Consider the following 15981-nt stretch of genomic DNA (forward strand, 5'->3'; position numbering starts at 1 on the left):
GGAGACCGACAGTGACCGACAGCGACGCCGCAGCCCGGCTGCCCGTCCGGCTGACCATCAACCCCCGGCAGCGCCAGCCACCGTCGGTCGACCTGCTGACCTGGATCCACCGCCGCCCCGAGTACCGGCCGGTGGTCCGTCCATCCGGAGGTGGCGGGGGCCGGCCGGGCTTCAGCGACGCGGTGATCATCGCGGTGCTGGCCCAGGGGCTGCTCCCGGGGTTGTTCAACCTGTTGCAGTCCTGGGTCGACCAGCAGCGCACCGAGGCCAGCATCCGGATCCAGGCCGGGGACACCGAAGTGGAGTTGCAGGTGAGCGGGCGGACCGACTCCGCTCGGCTGCTGGCCCAGGCGACCGAGGCGCTACGCGCCGCCCGGGAGCCCGGTCCGGACGCCGCCGACTGAACCGACGGCGTCCGGACCGGTGGGTCAGCTCGCCTTGGCGAGCGACTCGAACTCGTCGTCGGTGAGCCGCACGTCGGCCGCGCCCACGTTCTCCTCCAGGTGCGCCACCGAGGACGTGCCGGGGATCGGCAGCATCACCGGCGAGCGGCGCAGCAGCCAGGCCAGCGCGAGCTGCGCGGGCGACGCGCCGTGCGCTGTGGAGATGGCGTCCAGCGGGCCGCCCGGGCGGGCCAGCTCACCGGTCGCGATCGGGAACCACGGGATGAACGCGAGGTCGTTGCGCTCGCAGAACTCCAGCACGTCCTCGGCGCTGCGGTTGGCGAGGTTGTACAGGTTCTGCACGGACGCGACAGTGGTGATCGCCCGGGACTCCTCGATCTGCGCGACGCTCACCTCGGACAGCCCGATGTGCTGGATCTTGCCTTCCTCCCGCAGCAGCGCCAGCTCACCGAGCTGGTCGGCGAGCGGCACCTTCGGGTCGATCCGGTGCAGCTGGTACAGCGGGATGCTGTCCAGGCCGAGGTGACGCAGGCTCAGCTCACACTGCTGGCGCAGGTACTCCGGGCGGCCCAGCGCACGCCAGTCGCCGGGGCCCGAGCGGCTCAGCCCGGCCTTGGTCGCGATCACCAGGTCATCGGCGTACGGGTGCAGCGCCTCCCTGATCAGCGTCTCCGAGACGAACGGCCCGTACGAGTCGGCGGTGTCGATGAACGTCACGCCCAGCTCGACCGCGCGGCGCAGCACACGAACCGCCTCGGCCGGGTCCTTCGGGTCACCCCAGACACCCGGGCCGGTGATCTGCATGGCCCCGTAGCCGAGCCGGTTGACTGTGACGTCGCCACCGATCCGGTACGTGCCGGACGCCTTCGCGGGCTGCTCACTGATATTTGTCGCCATTGCCCGATCCCCAATCGTCTCGTCGTGGCGGGCGTGGACAGCACGGGCATGAAGAGCCCACCCGCCACCGATGGATCATCCCCCGGAACCCCGCCGTCATGCCGGCGGTCGGCCGAGTGTGGGCGCGGACACGCCGCCAGCGCGCCGAGCCGAGTTGCCGGGAAGCGCCCGGTACGACAGGGGTGTCCGTGCGACGCTGGCCGGAGCCGGTGCGTTCCGGCGCGACGGCGGAGGGAGCACCCATGGGAGTGCCGCAGGTCAACTTCGCGCTCGACACGTACGAGTGCATAGTGATCTATCCCGGCGCGGCCGGGCGGGCCCTGCCCCCGGAGACCGTGCAGCGGTTGCAGGCCGAGCACGCCGAACACATGCAGGCGTTGCAGCGACGCGGCATCGTCCTGGTTGCCGGCTCAGTGGACGGGCCGGCGCGTGAGCCGGATCCGCCGATCGGCTTCGGGCTGGCCCGCACCGGCAGCGTCGACGACGTCCGCAGCGTGCTGGAGGCCGACCCGGCGGTGCAGGCCGGGCTCTACCGGGTGGAGGTGCTGACCTTCCTCTGCCCGGCCGGTTCCCTGGAGTTCCCGCTGGTCAAGGCGGGCAGCTGAGCCCCGTCCATCGGTGGCTGTCGTGATGGCGACGGCGCTCGCCCGCCTGCCGGTGCTACGGTCGCGCCCAGCGCGGGCCGCCGCCGGGGCGTACCCGGTGTCGTGGGTCGGCCCCGGTCGAGGAGTCGCCATGATCTCCGCCGCCACCCCCGATGTCGCGTCGGCCACCGCCCGACTGCGTGCCCTGCTCGGCGACCGGCTGCACGAGCCGGGCGATCCCGGTTACGCCGCCACCACCCGGCTCTGGAACGGCGCTGTGGCGCGCACGCCCGCGCTGGTGGCCCACTGTCAGGACGCCGACGAGGTGGCCGAGGCGGTCCGCGTCGCCACCCGGTGCCACCTGCCCCTGTCGGTCCGCTCCGGAGGTCACGACTGGGCCGGCCGGGCGCTGCGCGACGGCGCTCTGGTGCTCGACCTGACCGGGCTGCGGGTCGTGCGGGTCGACCCGGAGGCGGCCACGGTGACCATCGGCGGCGGCGCCACGGCGGCCGAGCTGCTCGCCGCCGCCCGCCCGTACGACCTGGTGGTCCCCACCGGCGTTGTCGACGCCGTGGGAATGGCCGGGCTCACCCTCGCCGGCGGGTACGGCCCGCTGTGCGGCCGGTTCGGTCTGGCCCTGGACAGCCTGCTCGGCGCTGAGGTGGTTCTCGCCGACGGCCGCCGGGTCACCGCCGATCCCCGGCACGACGCCGAGCTGTACTGGGCGCTGCGCGGCGGCGGTGGGAACCTCGGCATCGTCACCGAGCTGCGCTTCCGCGCGCACCGGCTTCCCGGCGTCCTCGCCGGCATGATCATGTTCGCGCTCTCCGAGGCGCCGGCCGTGCTGCGCGGCTACGGCGCGCTGGTCGCCGAGGCCCCGGACGAGCTGACCGTGATGGCCGGTTTCCTGCCCGGCCCGGCCGGCGAGCCGGTGATCTTCGTCTGCCCGTTCTACAGCGGCCCGGACCTGGCCGCCGGGGCACCGTGGCTGGACCGGCTGCGCGCGCTGGGCACCCCGCTGGTCGACCAGATCGGCCCGATGCCGTACGCGGACGCGCTGCGGATGTTCGACGGCGGGATGGTCGACGGCAACCACTACCTGCTGCGGACCCGGTGGTTGCCAGCGCTCACCGACGGTGCTGTGGACACGCTCGTCGACGCCGCCCGGCAGGTCACCTCGCCGTTCTCGGCGCTGGCCGTGCACCACTTCCACGGCGCGGCCACCCGGGTCCGCTCCGTGGACACGGCGTTCGGGCTGCGCACCGACCACCTGATGGCCGAGATCATCGCGGTGTGGGCGCCCGGTGACCAGGCCGGCCCGCACCGCGAGTGGGCCGAGCGGACCTCCGCGGCACTCGCCCCGCACGCCCTGCCCGGTGGTTACCCCAACCTGCTCGCCCCGGAGGAGACCGACCGGGTCCGGCTCGCCTACGGCGCGAACTGGGCGCGGCTGCGCCACGCCAAGCGCCGCTACGACCCCCGCGACCTGCTGCACGCGGTGCCCACCCTGCCGCCCTCCGGGCACCCGGAATGACAGGCCGCCGGCGGCCCCCCGGAGCACACGGAATGAGCCGCCGCCTGCCGCCCTCGGAGCACCCGCTGTGAGCCGCCGCCGGGAGCACCCCGACAGCGCACGCCACCAGAGGCGTACGATTCCCGGCGCGCGGTCGCTGATGCCCGTCGCCACAACGTTCCCGGTGTGGTTCCGCCCGCCGGCCCGACGTGCACCGCGCGTCGTTGGACACCTGTTCCGCTGCCTGCAAGGGGTCGGCCCCGAGTCCGACCTGAAGGAGAGACTAGCCTGATGGGCGTGACACGCCGCGTAAAGATCGTCTGCACTCTGGGTCCCGCCACCTCGTCCCCGGAGCGCATCCGGGGTCTTGTCGAGGCCGGCATGAACGTGGCGAGGCTCAACTTCAGCCACGGCAGCCACGCCGACCACGAGGCGGTCTACCGACTGGTCCGGGAGGCGTCGGAGGCAACGGGTAAGCCGGTCGCCGTCCTCGCCGACCTGCAAGGTCCCAAGATCCGGCTCGGTCGGTTCGCCGACGGCCCCCACGAGTGGCGCACCGGTGACTCGGTCGTCATCACCGGCGACGACGTCATCGGCACCAAGGAGCGGGTCTCCTGCACCTACACGAAGCTGCCCCACGAGGTGAAGCCCGGCGACCGGCTGCTGATCGACGACGGTCGAGTCGCCGTCGAGGTCACCGATGTCACCGGCAACGACATCCGCTGCCTCGTCACCGAGGGGGGCCCGGTCTCCAACAACAAGGGCGTGTCGCTGCCCAACGTGGCGGTCAGCGTGCCCGCGATGTCGGACAAGGACGCCGAGGACCTGCGCTTCTCCCTGGGGCTCGGTGTCGACCTGGTGGCGCTCTCGTTCGTCCGCTCGGCCGAGGACATCAAGCTCGTCCACAACATCATGGCCGAGGAGGGCGTGTTCCGCCCGGTGCTCGCCAAGGTCGAGAAGCCGGAGGCGGTGGAGCACCTGGAGGCCATCGTGCTGGCCTTCGACGGCGTCATGGTCGCCCGCGGTGACCTCGGTGTCGAGATGCCGCTGGACGAGGTCCCGCTGGTGCAGAAGCGCGCCGTGCAGCTGTGCCGGGAGAACGCCAAGCCCGTCATCGTGGCCACCCAGATGCTCGACTCCATGATCGAGAATTCCCGCCCCACCCGGGCGGAAGCCTCCGACGTCGCCAACGCGGTGCTCGACGGCGCGGACGCGGTGATGCTCTCCGGCGAGACCAGCGTCGGCAAGTATCCGGTGCTCACCGTCAGCACCATGGCCAAGATCGTGACGACCACCGAGGCCGGTTCCATCGGGGTGCCGCGGTTGCAGCACGACCCGCGTACCCACGGTGGCGCGCTCACCGTCGCCGCCTCGTCGATCGCCCGGGCCATCAACGCCAAGGCGCTCGTCGCGTTCTCGCAGACCGGCGACACCGTGCGACGGCTGTCCCGCCTGCACTGCGACCTGCCGCTGCTGGCCTTCACGCCCGTCCCCGAGGTGCGCGACCAGCTCGCCCTCACCTGGGGCGTGGAGACCTTCCTGATGCCGTTCGTGCAGCACACCGACGACATGTTCCGCCAGGTCGACCAGGCGCTGCTCGGCCTCGACCGGGCCAACCCCGGTGACTACGTGGTGATCGTGGCCGGTAGCCCGCCCGGCACCCCCGGCTCGACCAACACGCTGCGCGTACACCAGCTCGGCTCGCTGGTCGACGCCGCGTCGGCGCGGGCCCTGCAGTGAGCGACGGTCGGGTCGCGGTCGGCCAGGCGGCGGTGGACCAGCTGCTGGAGGTGCTCGACCTCGACCCGACCGGGGAGATGACCTTCCGGGGGATGAGCCCCCCGGTCGGCCCACAACGGGTGTACGGCGGCCAGGTCGCCGGTCAGGCCCTGGTCGCCGCCGGCCGCACCGTCGACCCGGAACGGTTCGTGCACTCGCTGCACGGCTACTTCGTCCGCCCCGGTGACCCGGTCGAGCCGATCGCGTACGAGGTGGAGAACATCCGCGACGGCCGGTCCTTCTCGGTCCGCCGCGCGGTCGCCCTCCAGCACGGCAAGCCGATCTTCTTCATGTCGGCGTCGTTCCAGCGGGCCGAGGAGGGGCTGGACCACCAGGTCACGGCCCCGCTGGACGTGCCCCCGCCGCAGGACGTGCCGACGATGACCGACCGACTCTCCCGCTACCCGGAGCGGCTGGGCATCTGGGGTCAGATCCCACGACCGATCGACGTGCGCTACGTGGGCGAGCCCGGCTGGGTCCGCCCCGGCGACCGGCCCGCCGACCCGCACCAGCGCGTCTGGATGCGCATCGACGGCAAACTGCCCGACGACCCCCTGCTGCACGCCTGCGCGCTCACCTACGCCTCGGACCTCACCCTGCTGGACTCGGTGCTCTCTGCGCACGGCGAGGTGTGGGGGCCGGGCGGGTTGGTCGGCGCGAGCCTGGACCACGCGCTGTGGTTCCACAGGCCGTTCCGGGCCGACGAGTGGTTCCTCTACGACTGCCTGAGCCCGTCGGCGTCCGGCGCGCGAGGGCTGGCTACCGGCCGGATGTTCACCACTGACGGCCGGCAGATCGCCAGCGCCGTCCAGGAGGGTCTGCTGCGCCGCGTCGGCGCCTGACGCTGTCGCTCATTCCGCCGAGTTGTTGTCGCTCATCCCCGCCAGGCAACTGGCGGGGATGACGTGGTTCAGGCCTGGTAGATGGCTTCGCCGGCGATCTCGATCTGCACCGTCTTGCCGACCAGCACCCCGCCGCTCTCCAGGACGACATTCCACAGCAGGCCGTAGTCCTCACGGTTCATCTCGGCCGTCGCGCTGAATCCGAAGATGTTCTGCCCGTACGGATCCTGACGAGCCCCACCGAAATTCACCTCAAGGTCGACGGCCCGGGTGATCCCCTTCACTGTCAACTCACCGGTGAGGACGAATCGTCCGGGAATGCCGTCGGACTGCGGCGGAACAATGTGACTCCGGCCTCGTCCGCCCAACCGGTGGTTGCGCAGACGCGCCCACTGGAATATGGGGTCCTCGTTGCCCTGCCATTTAATGCCGGTGCTTCGATATTCGAGGGTGGGAAAACGCTCCACGTCGAGGAAGTCGGCACTCTTCAGATGCGTGTCCCGATCGGCACTCCCGGTGGTGATGCTGGCCGACATGATGGTGGCCGTCACCGAGGAGAGCAGCGGGTCCTCCGCCACGAAGATCTGCGCCGTCGCCTCGGCGAACTCGCCGCGCACCGGGCTCACCATCATGTGCCGGGACAGGAAACCGATCCGCTTGTGCGCCTGATCGAGAAGATAGGTGCCGGCCACCGGGATGGTCATGCCGTCCCAGGTGCGTGTGGCGATATCGGTCATCGTGTTGCCTTCCCCCCGAGCACACCCGGGTGTTTATCAATATGTTGCTGGCGGCCGGGTAAACGGCCAGACATTCGTACTCCCCGCCCAGCATAGGGACGCTCCGGACCGGCATTTCCGCCGCCACCGTACGGTGGATCATGGCGTACTTCACCGGTCCCTACCGGCGGCCGTTTCCCGGTCCCGGCCGGCCGCCCGGGCGCGCGCCAGCGGCGCCACTTTCCATCGATGCGTGACCGATCGGCCGAGGGTCGCCCGCCCGCCCGGTTGACCGGCGACTAACCTTGCCGACATGCGCCTCTCCGCCCGGGTCGACTATGCCCTCCGCGCGGCCGTCGAGCTTGCCGCGACGGCCAGCGGCCCCGGGCGCGGCCGGCCGGTCACGGCCGACCAGATCGCCCGCGCCCAGGAGATCCCGCCGAAGTTCCTGGAGAGCATCCTTCTCCAGCTGCGCCGCGGCGGCATCGTGCACGCCCAGCGCGGCCCGGAGGGCGGCTACTGGCTGGCCCGCCCCGCCGAGGAGATCTCCCTCGCCGAGGTCATCCGGGTGATCGACGGGCCCCTCGCCCACGTACGCGGGCAACGCCCCGAGCAGCTCGGCTACCACGGCCCGGCGCACGCTCTCCAGGAGGTCTGGATCGCGCTACGGGCAAGCGAGCGGGAGATCCTGGAACTGGTCAGCGTCGCCGACGTGGCCGCCGGCACCCTGCCCGCACGGGTCACCGAGCTGGCCGCCGACCCACGCGCCTGGATCTGAGCGCCGGCTCGCCTCCAGCTTCCTGTCACAGGGTCGTTGACCCGGCGTGCCGCCCGGGCGCGTCCCATCCACCGATCGGGGGCTTGACCCTGGCTGCCCCATCCCGCATTGTCGACCAAGTCGATAGGAGATGCCGAAAAGTCTGGGGGCGCTCGTGCGCAAGCTGTTGGTCCTCGCTCTGGTCGGGCTCGTCGCGCAACTGATCGATGGTTCGCTCGGCATGGCGTACGGCTTGACCTCGTCCACTCTGCTGCTGGTCGCCGGGGTCGCCCCGGCCGCCGCCTCGGCCTCGGTGCACCTGGCCGAGATCGGCACCACCCTCGCAGCCGGGGTCGCGCACTGGCGGTTCGGCAACGTCGACTGGCGGGTGGTGACCCGTATCGCCCTGCCCGGCGCGATCGGCGCCTTCGCCGGCGCCACAGTGCTCAGCTCGATCTCCACAGAGGCCGCCGCACCGTGGATGGCCGGCATTCTCTTCACGCTCGGCGCGTACCTCCTGATCCGCTTCGCCCGGCCACTGCGCACCGACCGGGTCGGGGGACGTCTCCGCGGTCGTTTCCTCGGCCCCCTGGGCCTGGTCGCCGGCTTCGTCGACGCGACCGGCGGCGGTGGATGGGGCCCGGTGGCCACCCCCGCGCTGCTGGTCTCCGGCCGCATGGAGCCCCGCAAGGTGATCGGCTCCGTGGACACCGCCGAGTTCGTCGTGGCCGGCGCGGCCAGCATCGGCTTCCTGATCGGGCTGGGCACCGAGGGATTCCTGCTCCCCACCGTCGCCGCACTGCTCATCGGCGGGCTCATCGCCGCCCCGCTGGCCGCCTGGCTGGTGCGAATCGTGCCCGCCCAACTGCTCGGCGCGGCAGTCGGCGGCGTGATCGTGCTGACCAACGCCCGCACCCTGATGCGTTCCGCAGAACTGGACGGCTCGGCCCGCCCCGCCCTGTACGCCCTGCTCGCCGCAGGCTGGCTGGCCGCCCTGGTGTTTGCCGTGCGTGCCCTACGCCGTGCCCGCCGCGCCCGCGCCGACTCCGCGACCGCTACGCCCGCCGCCGCTGCCGGTATGCCCGCCGAGGCATCCGACGTCGCATCCGCCGGCGAGGTCCCTGCCGATCTGGCCACAACGGGTACGCCCACCCCGCGCTGAATCCCGCCGCCCGTCCCGCCGCCCGCCCGTCCCGCCCGCCGATGCCCGGTCAACGTCGTCATCACCGAGGTTGAAACCCCAAGATCGCGCAACATCCTGGATGTAGTGGCTTCCCGGCGTTTCGTGGCCACTACATCCTGGTTCGAGCGTGACCTTGACGGCGGTTACACCCGAATCCCACTTCCGGTCGGTCGGCACGGTGGTCGTCGCCAAGATCCGCGCAATATCAGGGATGTTGCCGTCTCTCGCGCGCCGGAGGCAGCAACATCCCGGAAGTTGCGCAGATCTTGGCGCGGTGGCGCGGTGGCGCGGGCGCGCGGTGTTGCGGGGCGCGGGGGCGACGGCGTGGGGGAGAGGTCGGGGTGCGGGGCGACGGCGGGTCAGGGGGTGAGCAGGGCGTTGGCTGCTTTGGAGAGCAGGGCCCAGGCTTCGTCGATGTGCGCTTCGGTGGTCTGGGGTGAGCCGACCGCCAGTCGCAGCGTGTAGCGGCCGGCGACCCGGGTGTGTGTGAGGTGCACCCGTCCGGTGGCGTTCGCCGAGGCCAGCAGCGCCGCGTTGGTGTCGTCGTCGGCGCGAAGTCGGAAGCACACCAGTGAGAACGGGTGCGCCGCCGCCACCTCGAACCGGTCGTCGGTGCGGACCCGCTCGGCGAACCGTTCGGCCAGCGCCACCCCGGAGCGGATGTGCGCCCGCAGCCCTTCGGCGCCGTACCAGCGCAGCACGAACCACAGCTTGAGGGACCGGAACCGCCGGCCCAGCGGCACCTGCCAGTCCCGGTAGTCGATCACCGCGCCGGATTCGGAGGCCGCGTTGCGGAGGAACTCCGGCAGAACGGTCAGCGCCTCGATCAGTTCGGCCCGGTCGGCCACCCAGAACGCGTCGCAGTCGAAGCCGGTGAGCAGCCACTTGTGCGGGTCGAAGCAGTAGGAGTCGGCGTACTCCAGGCCGGCGTGCGTCCACCGCAGCTCGGGGCAGACGGCGGCGGCGCCCGCGTACGCGGCGTCCACGTGCAGCCAGATCCCGTACTCGGCGCAGATGGCCCCGATCTCCGGCAGCGGGTCGACGGCGGTGGTGGAGGTGGTGCCGACGGTCGCCACCACGATGGCCGGTACGTCACCGGCGGCCAGGTCGGCCTCGATGGCGGCGCGCAGCGCGTCCGGCAGCATCGCCTGGGTGTCCGGGTCCACGTCGATCGACCGGATTCCGTCGCCGCCCAGCCCGGCGATCCGCACCGCCTTCTCGATGGACGAGTGCCCGTGGACGGAGGTGTAGGCGCGGTAGCGCCGGTCGATGCCGGTGTGCCGCCAGCGGCCGCCGCTGGCCCGGTGCAGTGCGGTCAGGGTGGCCACCAGCGTCGCCGAGGACGCCGAGTCCTGGATGACCCCACCGCCGGCGCTGGTGGAGCGGAACCGCTGTGGCAGGTCCAGCAGGTGGGCCAGCCAGTCCATCATGACCGTCTCCAGCTCGGTGCAGGCCGGGCTGGAGGCCCAGAGCATGCCCTGGACGCCGAGCCCGGAGCTGACCAGGTCGCCGAGCACGCTCGGGCCGGAGGTGTTGCCGGGGAAGTAGCCGAAGAAGCCCGGGTGCTGCCAGTGGGTCAGCCCCGGTACGACGATCGAGTCCAGGTCGGCGAGGATCGCCTCGACCGGTTCGCCGCCGGTGGTGGGCGGTTCGGTGGGCAGGGCGGCGGCCACGGTGCCCGGGGGGTCGGCCGGGGCGACGGGTCGTTGTTCCACTGTCGCCCAGTAGTCGGCGATCCAGTCGACGACGGCGTGGCCGGCGCGACGGAATTCGGCGGGGTCCATGTGGTGAGCGCTCACCCGGACGAGTTGATCAGGCATCGATCACGGAGGCAAGAGCGGGATCCGCAACCAAGCGATGATGGTCGATGTTGCGTGGTGGAAAGCGCTTGCCATACGATGCGCGGTGAGTCGGATCCGTGAGTTCCAGGGCGTTTCACCCGATCAGATCGCCGTCCGCCGCCGTCGCGGTGGGGTCGGTCCACTGTGCTTCCCGGGCAGGGCCGGTGGGTCGTAGCGATCATCACCGGATCCCCGGAGGCAGTTCATGCACCCGTCCAGACATCGGCTGACCCTGCTCGCCGCCATGACGGCGGCCACCGTCGTGGCCGGCACCCTCGGCACGGTCGTCGCCTCGGCCGCCGCCGTCGGCTGCCGGGTCGACTATCAGATCACCAACCAGTGGCAGGGCGGTTTCGGCGCCAACGTCACGGTCACCAACCTCGGCGACCCGGTCAACGGGTGGGCGCTCACCTGGTCGTACGCCGGGGGCCAGCAGGTCACCCAGGCGTGGAACGCCGTCGTCGCCCAGTCCGGCGCCCAGGTGACCGCGCGAAACGTCGACCACAACATCGCCATCGCCACGAACGGCAGCGCCTCGTTCGGCTTCAACGGTTCGTGGACCGGCAGCAACCCGGTGCCGGGCAGCTTCGCGCTCAACGGCACCACCTGCACTGGCGCCCCACCCACCGACGAGCCGACCACCCCGCCACCCACCACTCCGCCACCCACCACTCCGCCTCCGACGTCGGCCGGGGTGGTGCAGATGGAGGACCTGGACCGAGGGCTGATCAGCGTCCGCTCCGGCAGCGGCAACCTGGTGTCCTGGCGGCTGCTCGGCACCGAGACCTCCGGGGTGGCGTTCAACCTCTACCGAGGATCCACAAGGGTCAACGCCAGCCCGATCACCGGCGCCGCCAACTACCTCGACAGCGGCGCGGCGGCCGGCTCGGCGTACACGGTGCGGGCCGTGGTGGGTGGCGCCGAGCAGGCGGCGTCGGCGCCGGCGTTGCAGTTCGGCGCGGGCTACCTGGACGTGCCGTTGCAGGTCCCGGCCGGGGGCACCACCCCCAGCGGCGAGAGCTACTCGTACAGCGCCAGCGACGCCTCCGTCGGTGACCTCAACGGCGACGGCAGCTACGAGATCGTGCTCAGGTGGGACCCGTCGAACGCCAAGGACAACTCCCAGTCCGGCTACACCGGCAACGTCTACGTCGACGCGTACACACTCACCGGCACCCGGTTGTGGCGGATCGACCTGGGCCGCAACATCCGGGCCGGGGCCCACTACACCCAGTTCCAGGTGTACGACTACGACGGCGACGGCCGCGCCGAGGTGGCCATGAAGACCGCCGACGGCACCCGCTCCGGCACCGGTCAGCTCATCGGTTCCTCGTCGGCGGACCACCGCAACTCCAGCGGTTACGTCTTGTCCGGCCCGGAGTACCTGACCATGTTCAACGGGCAGACCGGCGCGATCGCCTCCACCGTCAACTACGACCCGCCGCGCGGCACCGTGTCGTCCTGGGGTGACTCGTACGGCAACCGGGTGGACCGGTTCCTCGCCGGCACCGCGTACCTGGACGGGCAGCGCCCCTCGCTGATCATGGCCCGGGGTTACTACACCCGCGCGGTGATCGCCGCCTGGGACTTCCGCAACGGCACGCTGACCAAGCGCTGGACGTTCGACTCGAACTCCTCCGGCAACGGCGCCGCCGCCGGTCAGGGCAACCACCAGCTCTCCGTGGCCGACGTCGACGCCGACGGTCGCCAGGAGATCGTGTACGGGGCCGCCACCATTGACGACAACGGCCGGCTGCTCCACTCGACGGGCAACGGCCACGGCGACGCCATGCACGTGGGGGACCTGGACCCGGGCCGCGCCGGCCTGGAGGTGTTCAAGGTCGACGAGGACGCCAGCAAGCCCAGCTCGTACTTCGCCGACGCCCGTACCGGTCAGGTCCTCTGGTCCACGCCGGCGTCCGGCGACAACGGCCGGGGTGTCTCCGCGGACATCTGGGCGGGCAGCCCCGGCGCGGAGTCGTGGTCGTCAGCGGTCGCCGGACTGGCCAACACCAGGGGGCAGAACGTCGGCCGCAAGCCGTCCTCGGCCAACTTCCTCGCCTGGTGGGACGGCGACCCGGTGCGGGAACTGCTGGACGGGACGAAGATCGACAAGTACGGCACCGGCGGTGAGACCCGGCTGCTCGACGGCAGCGGGGTGGGATCCAACAACGGCACCAAGTCCACGCCGGCGCTCTCCGGCGACATCCTGGGCGACTGGCGCGAGGAGGTGATCTGGCGGACCACCGACAGCCGGGCGTTGCGCATCTACAGCACACCCACGCCGACCAGCACCCGGATCTACACCCTGATGCACGACCCGCAGTATCGGGTGGCGATCGCGTGGCAGAACACCGCCTACAACCAACCGCCGCACCCGGGGTTCTTCATCGGCAGTGGAATGGGCACCCCACCCACGCCGGACATCCACCTACGTTGATGCAAACCCTGGCGGTCCCGAGCGGGGTCGCCTAGGGTGGCAGGCACCGGGCCGCAGCCGCGGAATCCGCTCAGCTCCGGCCCGGTGCGCCACACCGCGGCATTCCCAACCCGTCCCGACCGGGAATGCCGTACCACCACCGGCACCAACATTAGGCACCGTCCGGGTCGGCAGGGTGACGCTGACGTGAAGATCGTGTTTCACGCGCTCCGGCGCAGACCGCCCACCACCTGCTCGGCGATCAATTCGTACGACCGCACCCGGTCCTGCACGTCGTACACCAGCGTGGTCAGCATCAGCTCGTCCGCGCCGGTGCGCTCCAGCAGCTCGCTCAGCTGTCGACGCACCGTCTCCGGCGAGCCCATCGCCTGACCGTCACGGCGCGCCACGACGAACTCCCGCTCGATCTCCGAGTACGGGTACGCCGCCGCCTCGTCCGGCGTCGACAGTGGCTCCGGCCGCCCGGAGCGCAACTTCAAAAACGACAGCGCGCTCGGCCCGGCCAACCATTCGGCCCGCTCGTCGGTCTCCGCGCACACCGCGTTGACCGCCACCATCGCGTACGGCTTGTCCAGCCACTGCGACGGCCGGAAGTTCTGCCGGTAAAGGGCCAACGCCGGCAGGGTGTTCTGCGAGCTGAAGTGGTGCGCGAAGGAGAACGGCAGACCGAGCAGACCGGCGAGCTGAGCGCTGAAACCGCTGGAGCCCAACAGCCACACGGCCGGCTGCTCACCGCGGCCCGGCGTGGCGATGATCTGCCCCGGCTTCTCCCCGCTGAAGTAGTTCATCAGGTCCGTCAGCTCGCGCGGGAAACCCTCCGCCGACAGGCCCTCCATGGTGCGCCGCAACGCCAGCGCGGTCACCTGGTCGGTGCCCGGCGCCCGCCCGATGCCCAGGTCGATCCGACCGGGGTGCAGCGCCTCCAGGGTGCCGAACTGCTCCGCCACCACCAGCGGCGCGTGGTTGGGCAGCATCACCCCGCCCGACCCCAGCCGGATCGTCGAGGTGTTCGCCGCCAGGTGCGCCAGCAGCACCGCGGGGGCGGAACTGGCGATCGCCGGCATGTTGTGGTGCTCGGCCACCCAGAACCGGTGGTAGCCCAACTCCTCGGTGCGGCGGGCCAACTCGGTGGTGGCCTGCAACGCCTGGCCAGCGGTGGTGCCCTTGGCGACCGGGGCAAGATCAAGAACAGACAACGGTACGGTGATCACACGGTCAGCCAACCCGTCACCGGCCGGCTTTGTTCCGGCATACGGGTTTTCGTCGGCCACCTCACCCGCCGCTCAGCCCATCCCGCGCGCCTGCTCGAAGATCAGACTGGTCTGCGTGTGCTGCACCACCGGGTCCACCGCCAGGTGGTCCAGCACGAAGTCCCGCAACGCGTCGCCCGACGCCGCCCGCACATGCAGCACGTAGTCCTCCGCGCCGGCCACGTGGAACACCGACACCACCCCCGGCAGCCGCACCGACCGGGCCCGGAACGCGTCCACCGCCGCCCGCTCGTGCGCCGTCAACCGCACCGACACCAACGCCTGCAACGGCAGACCGAGCGCCGCCGGATCAACCTCGGCGTGGAAACCACGGATCGCACCGCGCTCGCGCAGCGCCCGGGTACGCGTCAGACACGTCGACGGCGCCACGCCCACCCGCTCGGCGAGGGCGTTGTTCGGCAGTCGACCGTCCGCCGCCAACTCGGTCAGGATCGCGCGATCCACCTCATCCAGGGCCGGATACGGCCGCACATCATTCGGCTCAGAGGGCATTCCGCCATCCTCACCCGAACCCAACACCGAAACCAACCCAGATCGCAGAATGATCTGCCGAACTGTTGCCCAACAGCCGCCAAATGTTCGACGCTTCAGCCATGACAACGATGGACACCCGGGCCGTACACGCCGGCCGCGACGACCTCCGCACCCTCGGCGTGCACGTACCACCCATCGACCTGTCGACCACCAACCCACTGCCCTCCGTCGACGACGGCGGCGCCGCGTACGAACAGCTCGCCACCGGCGGCACCCTCCCCCCGCAAGGCGGCGCCGTCTACCAACGGCTCTGGAACCCCACCGTCGCCCGCTTCGAAACCGCCCTCGCCGAACTGGAAGGCACCGCCCAGGCCGTCGCCTTCGCCAGCGGAATGGCCGCCCTCACCGCCACGCTGCTCGCCGCCGCCCGCGACGACCGCCGACACGTCGTCGCCGTCCGACCCCTCTACGGCGGCACCGACCACATCCTCGCCACCGGCCTGCTCGGCACCACAGTCACCTGGACACGTCCCGACGAGGTCGCCGCCGCCATCCGCCCCGACACCGCACTGGTCATCGTCGAGACACCCGCCAACCCCAGCCTCGATTTGGTCGACATCGCCGCCCTCGCCGCCGCGGCCGGCGACATCCCACTCCTTGTCGACAACACCGTCGCCACCCCCGTCCTGCAACAACCCGCCCGCCACGGCGCCACCCTCGTCCTGCACAGCGCCACCAAGAGCATCGGCGGACACGGCGACGTCCTCGCCGGCGTCGTCGCCTGCGACGACACCTGGGCCGTACGCCTACGCCAGGTCCGCGCGGTCACCGGCGCGATCCTGCACCCCCTCGGCGGCTACCTGCTGCACCGCGGCCTGCAAACCCTGCCGCTGCGGGTCCGCGCCCAACAGGCCACCGCCGAGAAACTCGCCGGCTGGCTCGCCGACCACCCCGCCGTACACCGGGTGCACCACCCCTCGGTGGACGACCCGGCGGCACTGGTCGGGCGGCAGATGTCCGGACCCGGCAGCCTGCTCGCCTTCGAGGTACGCGGCGGCGCACCCGCCGCGGCCGCCGTCGCCAGCGCCTGCCGCCTCATCACCCACGCGGTGTCCCTCGGCGGCGTGGACACCCTCATCCAGCACCCCGCCTCACTCACCCACCGACCGGTCGAAGGCGACGCCAAACCCGCCGCCGCCCTGCTGCGCCTCTCCGTCGGCCTCGAAGACCCCGAAGACCTGCGCGCCGACCTCGCCCACGCCCTCGACACGATCGCCTGA

14 protein-coding genes are annotated in these 15981 nt (G+C 71.5%); 9 read left to right on the forward strand and 5 right to left on the reverse strand.

What is annotated here, in order from left to right; genetic code table 11:
- Positions 1-11: 11 nt before the first annotated feature.
- Positions 12-404, forward strand: a complete 393-nt coding sequence (locus NIE79_RS21200; RefSeq protein ID WP_238680209.1) for an effector-associated constant component EACC1 — start codon at positions 12-14, stop codon at positions 402-404.
- Between the two features lie 24 nt (positions 405-428).
- Here the strand turns inward: NIE79_RS21200 and NIE79_RS21205 are convergent, their stop codons facing one another.
- A complete protein-coding gene (locus NIE79_RS21205) occupies positions 429-1301 on the reverse strand; it encodes an aldo/keto reductase (protein WP_238680210.1) in 873 nt (290 codons plus the stop codon).
- Positions 1302-1543: 242 nt separating this feature from the next.
- Between NIE79_RS21205 and NIE79_RS21210 the strand changes: the two genes are divergently transcribed.
- The 4 genes from NIE79_RS21210 to NIE79_RS21225 all read left to right on the forward strand — a co-directional run bounded on the left by NIE79_RS21210 (position 1544) and on the right by NIE79_RS21225 (position 6019).
- Positions 1544-1906, forward strand: a complete 363-nt coding sequence (locus NIE79_RS21210; protein ID WP_196925445.1) for a YciI family protein — start codon at positions 1544-1546, stop codon at positions 1904-1906.
- Positions 1907-2036: 130 nt separating this feature from the next.
- A complete protein-coding gene (locus NIE79_RS21215) occupies positions 2037-3419 on the forward strand; it encodes an FAD-binding oxidoreductase (protein ID WP_238680211.1) in 1383 nt (460 codons plus the stop codon).
- Positions 3420-3689: 270 nt separating this feature from the next.
- Positions 3690-5138: a pyruvate kinase gene (pyk, locus tag NIE79_RS21220; RefSeq protein ID WP_238680212.1), complete on the forward strand. Its 1449-nt coding sequence runs from the start codon at positions 3690-3692 to the stop codon at positions 5136-5138.
- Positions 5135-6019: an acyl-CoA thioesterase gene (locus NIE79_RS21225; protein WP_238680213.1), complete on the forward strand. Its 885-nt coding sequence runs from the start codon at positions 5135-5137 to the stop codon at positions 6017-6019. The genes pyk and NIE79_RS21225 overlap by 4 nt, the downstream gene beginning before the upstream one ends.
- Before the next feature lie 68 nt (positions 6020-6087).
- Here the strand turns inward: NIE79_RS21225 and NIE79_RS21230 are convergent, their stop codons facing one another.
- Positions 6088-6756 carry a YceI family protein gene (locus NIE79_RS21230; protein ID WP_238680214.1) on the reverse strand — a complete coding sequence of 223 codons (669 nt, stop codon included), beginning with the start codon at positions 6754-6756 and terminating at the stop codon, positions 6088-6090.
- Positions 6757-7048: 292 nt separating this feature from the next.
- Here NIE79_RS21230 and NIE79_RS21235 point away from each other — a divergent pair, with 292 nt between their 5' ends.
- Both NIE79_RS21235 and NIE79_RS21240 read left to right on the forward strand, forming a co-directional pair.
- Complete coding sequence (locus NIE79_RS21235) at positions 7049-7513, forward strand: RrF2 family transcriptional regulator (RefSeq protein ID WP_238680215.1); 465 nt, start codon at positions 7049-7051, stop codon at positions 7511-7513.
- A 154-nt stretch (positions 7514-7667) separates the two neighbouring features.
- Positions 7668-8654, forward strand: a complete 987-nt coding sequence (locus NIE79_RS21240; protein ID WP_238680274.1) for a sulfite exporter TauE/SafE family protein — start codon at positions 7668-7670, stop codon at positions 8652-8654.
- A 380-nt stretch (positions 8655-9034) separates the two neighbouring features.
- Here the strand turns inward: NIE79_RS21240 and NIE79_RS21245 are convergent, their stop codons facing one another.
- Positions 9035-10474 (reverse strand): pyridoxal-dependent decarboxylase, encoded by a 1440-nt coding sequence (locus NIE79_RS21245; protein WP_238680216.1) that lies wholly within the window; start codon positions 10472-10474, stop codon positions 9035-9037.
- Between the two features lie 247 nt (positions 10475-10721).
- Here NIE79_RS21245 and NIE79_RS21250 point away from each other — a divergent pair, with 247 nt between their 5' ends.
- Positions 10722-12956: a rhamnogalacturonan lyase family protein gene (locus NIE79_RS21250; RefSeq protein WP_274524394.1), complete on the forward strand. Its 2235-nt coding sequence runs from the start codon at positions 10722-10724 to the stop codon at positions 12954-12956.
- 200 nt (positions 12957-13156) lie between these two features.
- On the opposite strand, the gene NIE79_RS21255 is transcribed toward NIE79_RS21250, so the two are convergent.
- Positions 13157-14179, reverse strand: coding sequence for an LLM class flavin-dependent oxidoreductase (locus NIE79_RS21255; RefSeq protein ID WP_238680217.1), 1023 nt, complete (start codon positions 14177-14179; stop codon positions 13157-13159).
- A 60-nt stretch (positions 14180-14239) separates the two neighbouring features.
- Complete coding sequence (locus tag NIE79_RS21260) at positions 14240-14719, reverse strand: Lrp/AsnC family transcriptional regulator (protein ID WP_238680218.1); 480 nt, start codon at positions 14717-14719, stop codon at positions 14240-14242.
- 83 nt (positions 14720-14802) lie between these two features.
- Here NIE79_RS21260 and NIE79_RS21265 point away from each other — a divergent pair, with 83 nt between their 5' ends.
- Positions 14803-15981, forward strand: coding sequence for a trans-sulfuration enzyme family protein (locus NIE79_RS21265; RefSeq protein ID WP_238680219.1), 1179 nt, complete (start codon positions 14803-14805; stop codon positions 15979-15981).

It is taken from the genome of Micromonospora trifolii, from assembly GCF_022229005.1.
GTDB lineage: Bacteria > Actinomycetota > Actinomycetes > Mycobacteriales > Micromonosporaceae > Micromonospora > Micromonospora trifolii.

Bases quoted from the DNA above. Each gene is read 5' to 3' on its own strand.
- NIE79_RS21205 (WP_238680210.1), bottom strand. From the start codon at position 1,301: ATGGCGACAAATATCAGTGAGCAGCCCGCGAAGGCGTCCGGCACGTAC.
- NIE79_RS21210 (WP_196925445.1), top strand. From the start codon at position 1,544: ATGGGAGTGCCGCAGGTCAACTTCGCGCTCGACACGTACGAGTGCATA.
- NIE79_RS21215 (WP_238680211.1), top strand. From the start codon at position 2,037: ATGATCTCCGCCGCCACCCCCGATGTCGCGTCGGCCACCGCCCGACTG.
- pyk (WP_238680212.1), top strand. From the start codon at position 3,690: ATGGGCGTGACACGCCGCGTAAAGATCGTCTGCACTCTGGGTCCCGCC.
- NIE79_RS21230 (WP_238680214.1), bottom strand. From the start codon at position 6,756: ATGACCGATATCGCCACACGCACCTGGGACGGCATGACCATCCCGGTG.
- NIE79_RS21235 (WP_238680215.1), top strand. From the start codon at position 7,049: ATGCGCCTCTCCGCCCGGGTCGACTATGCCCTCCGCGCGGCCGTCGAG.
- NIE79_RS21250 (WP_274524394.1), top strand. From the start codon at position 10,722: ATGCACCCGTCCAGACATCGGCTGACCCTGCTCGCCGCCATGACGGCG.
- NIE79_RS21260 (WP_238680218.1), bottom strand. From the start codon at position 14,719: ATGCCCTCTGAGCCGAATGATGTGCGGCCGTATCCGGCCCTGGATGAG.
- NIE79_RS21265 (WP_238680219.1), top strand. From the start codon at position 14,803: ATGTTCGACGCTTCAGCCATGACAACGATGGACACCCGGGCCGTACAC.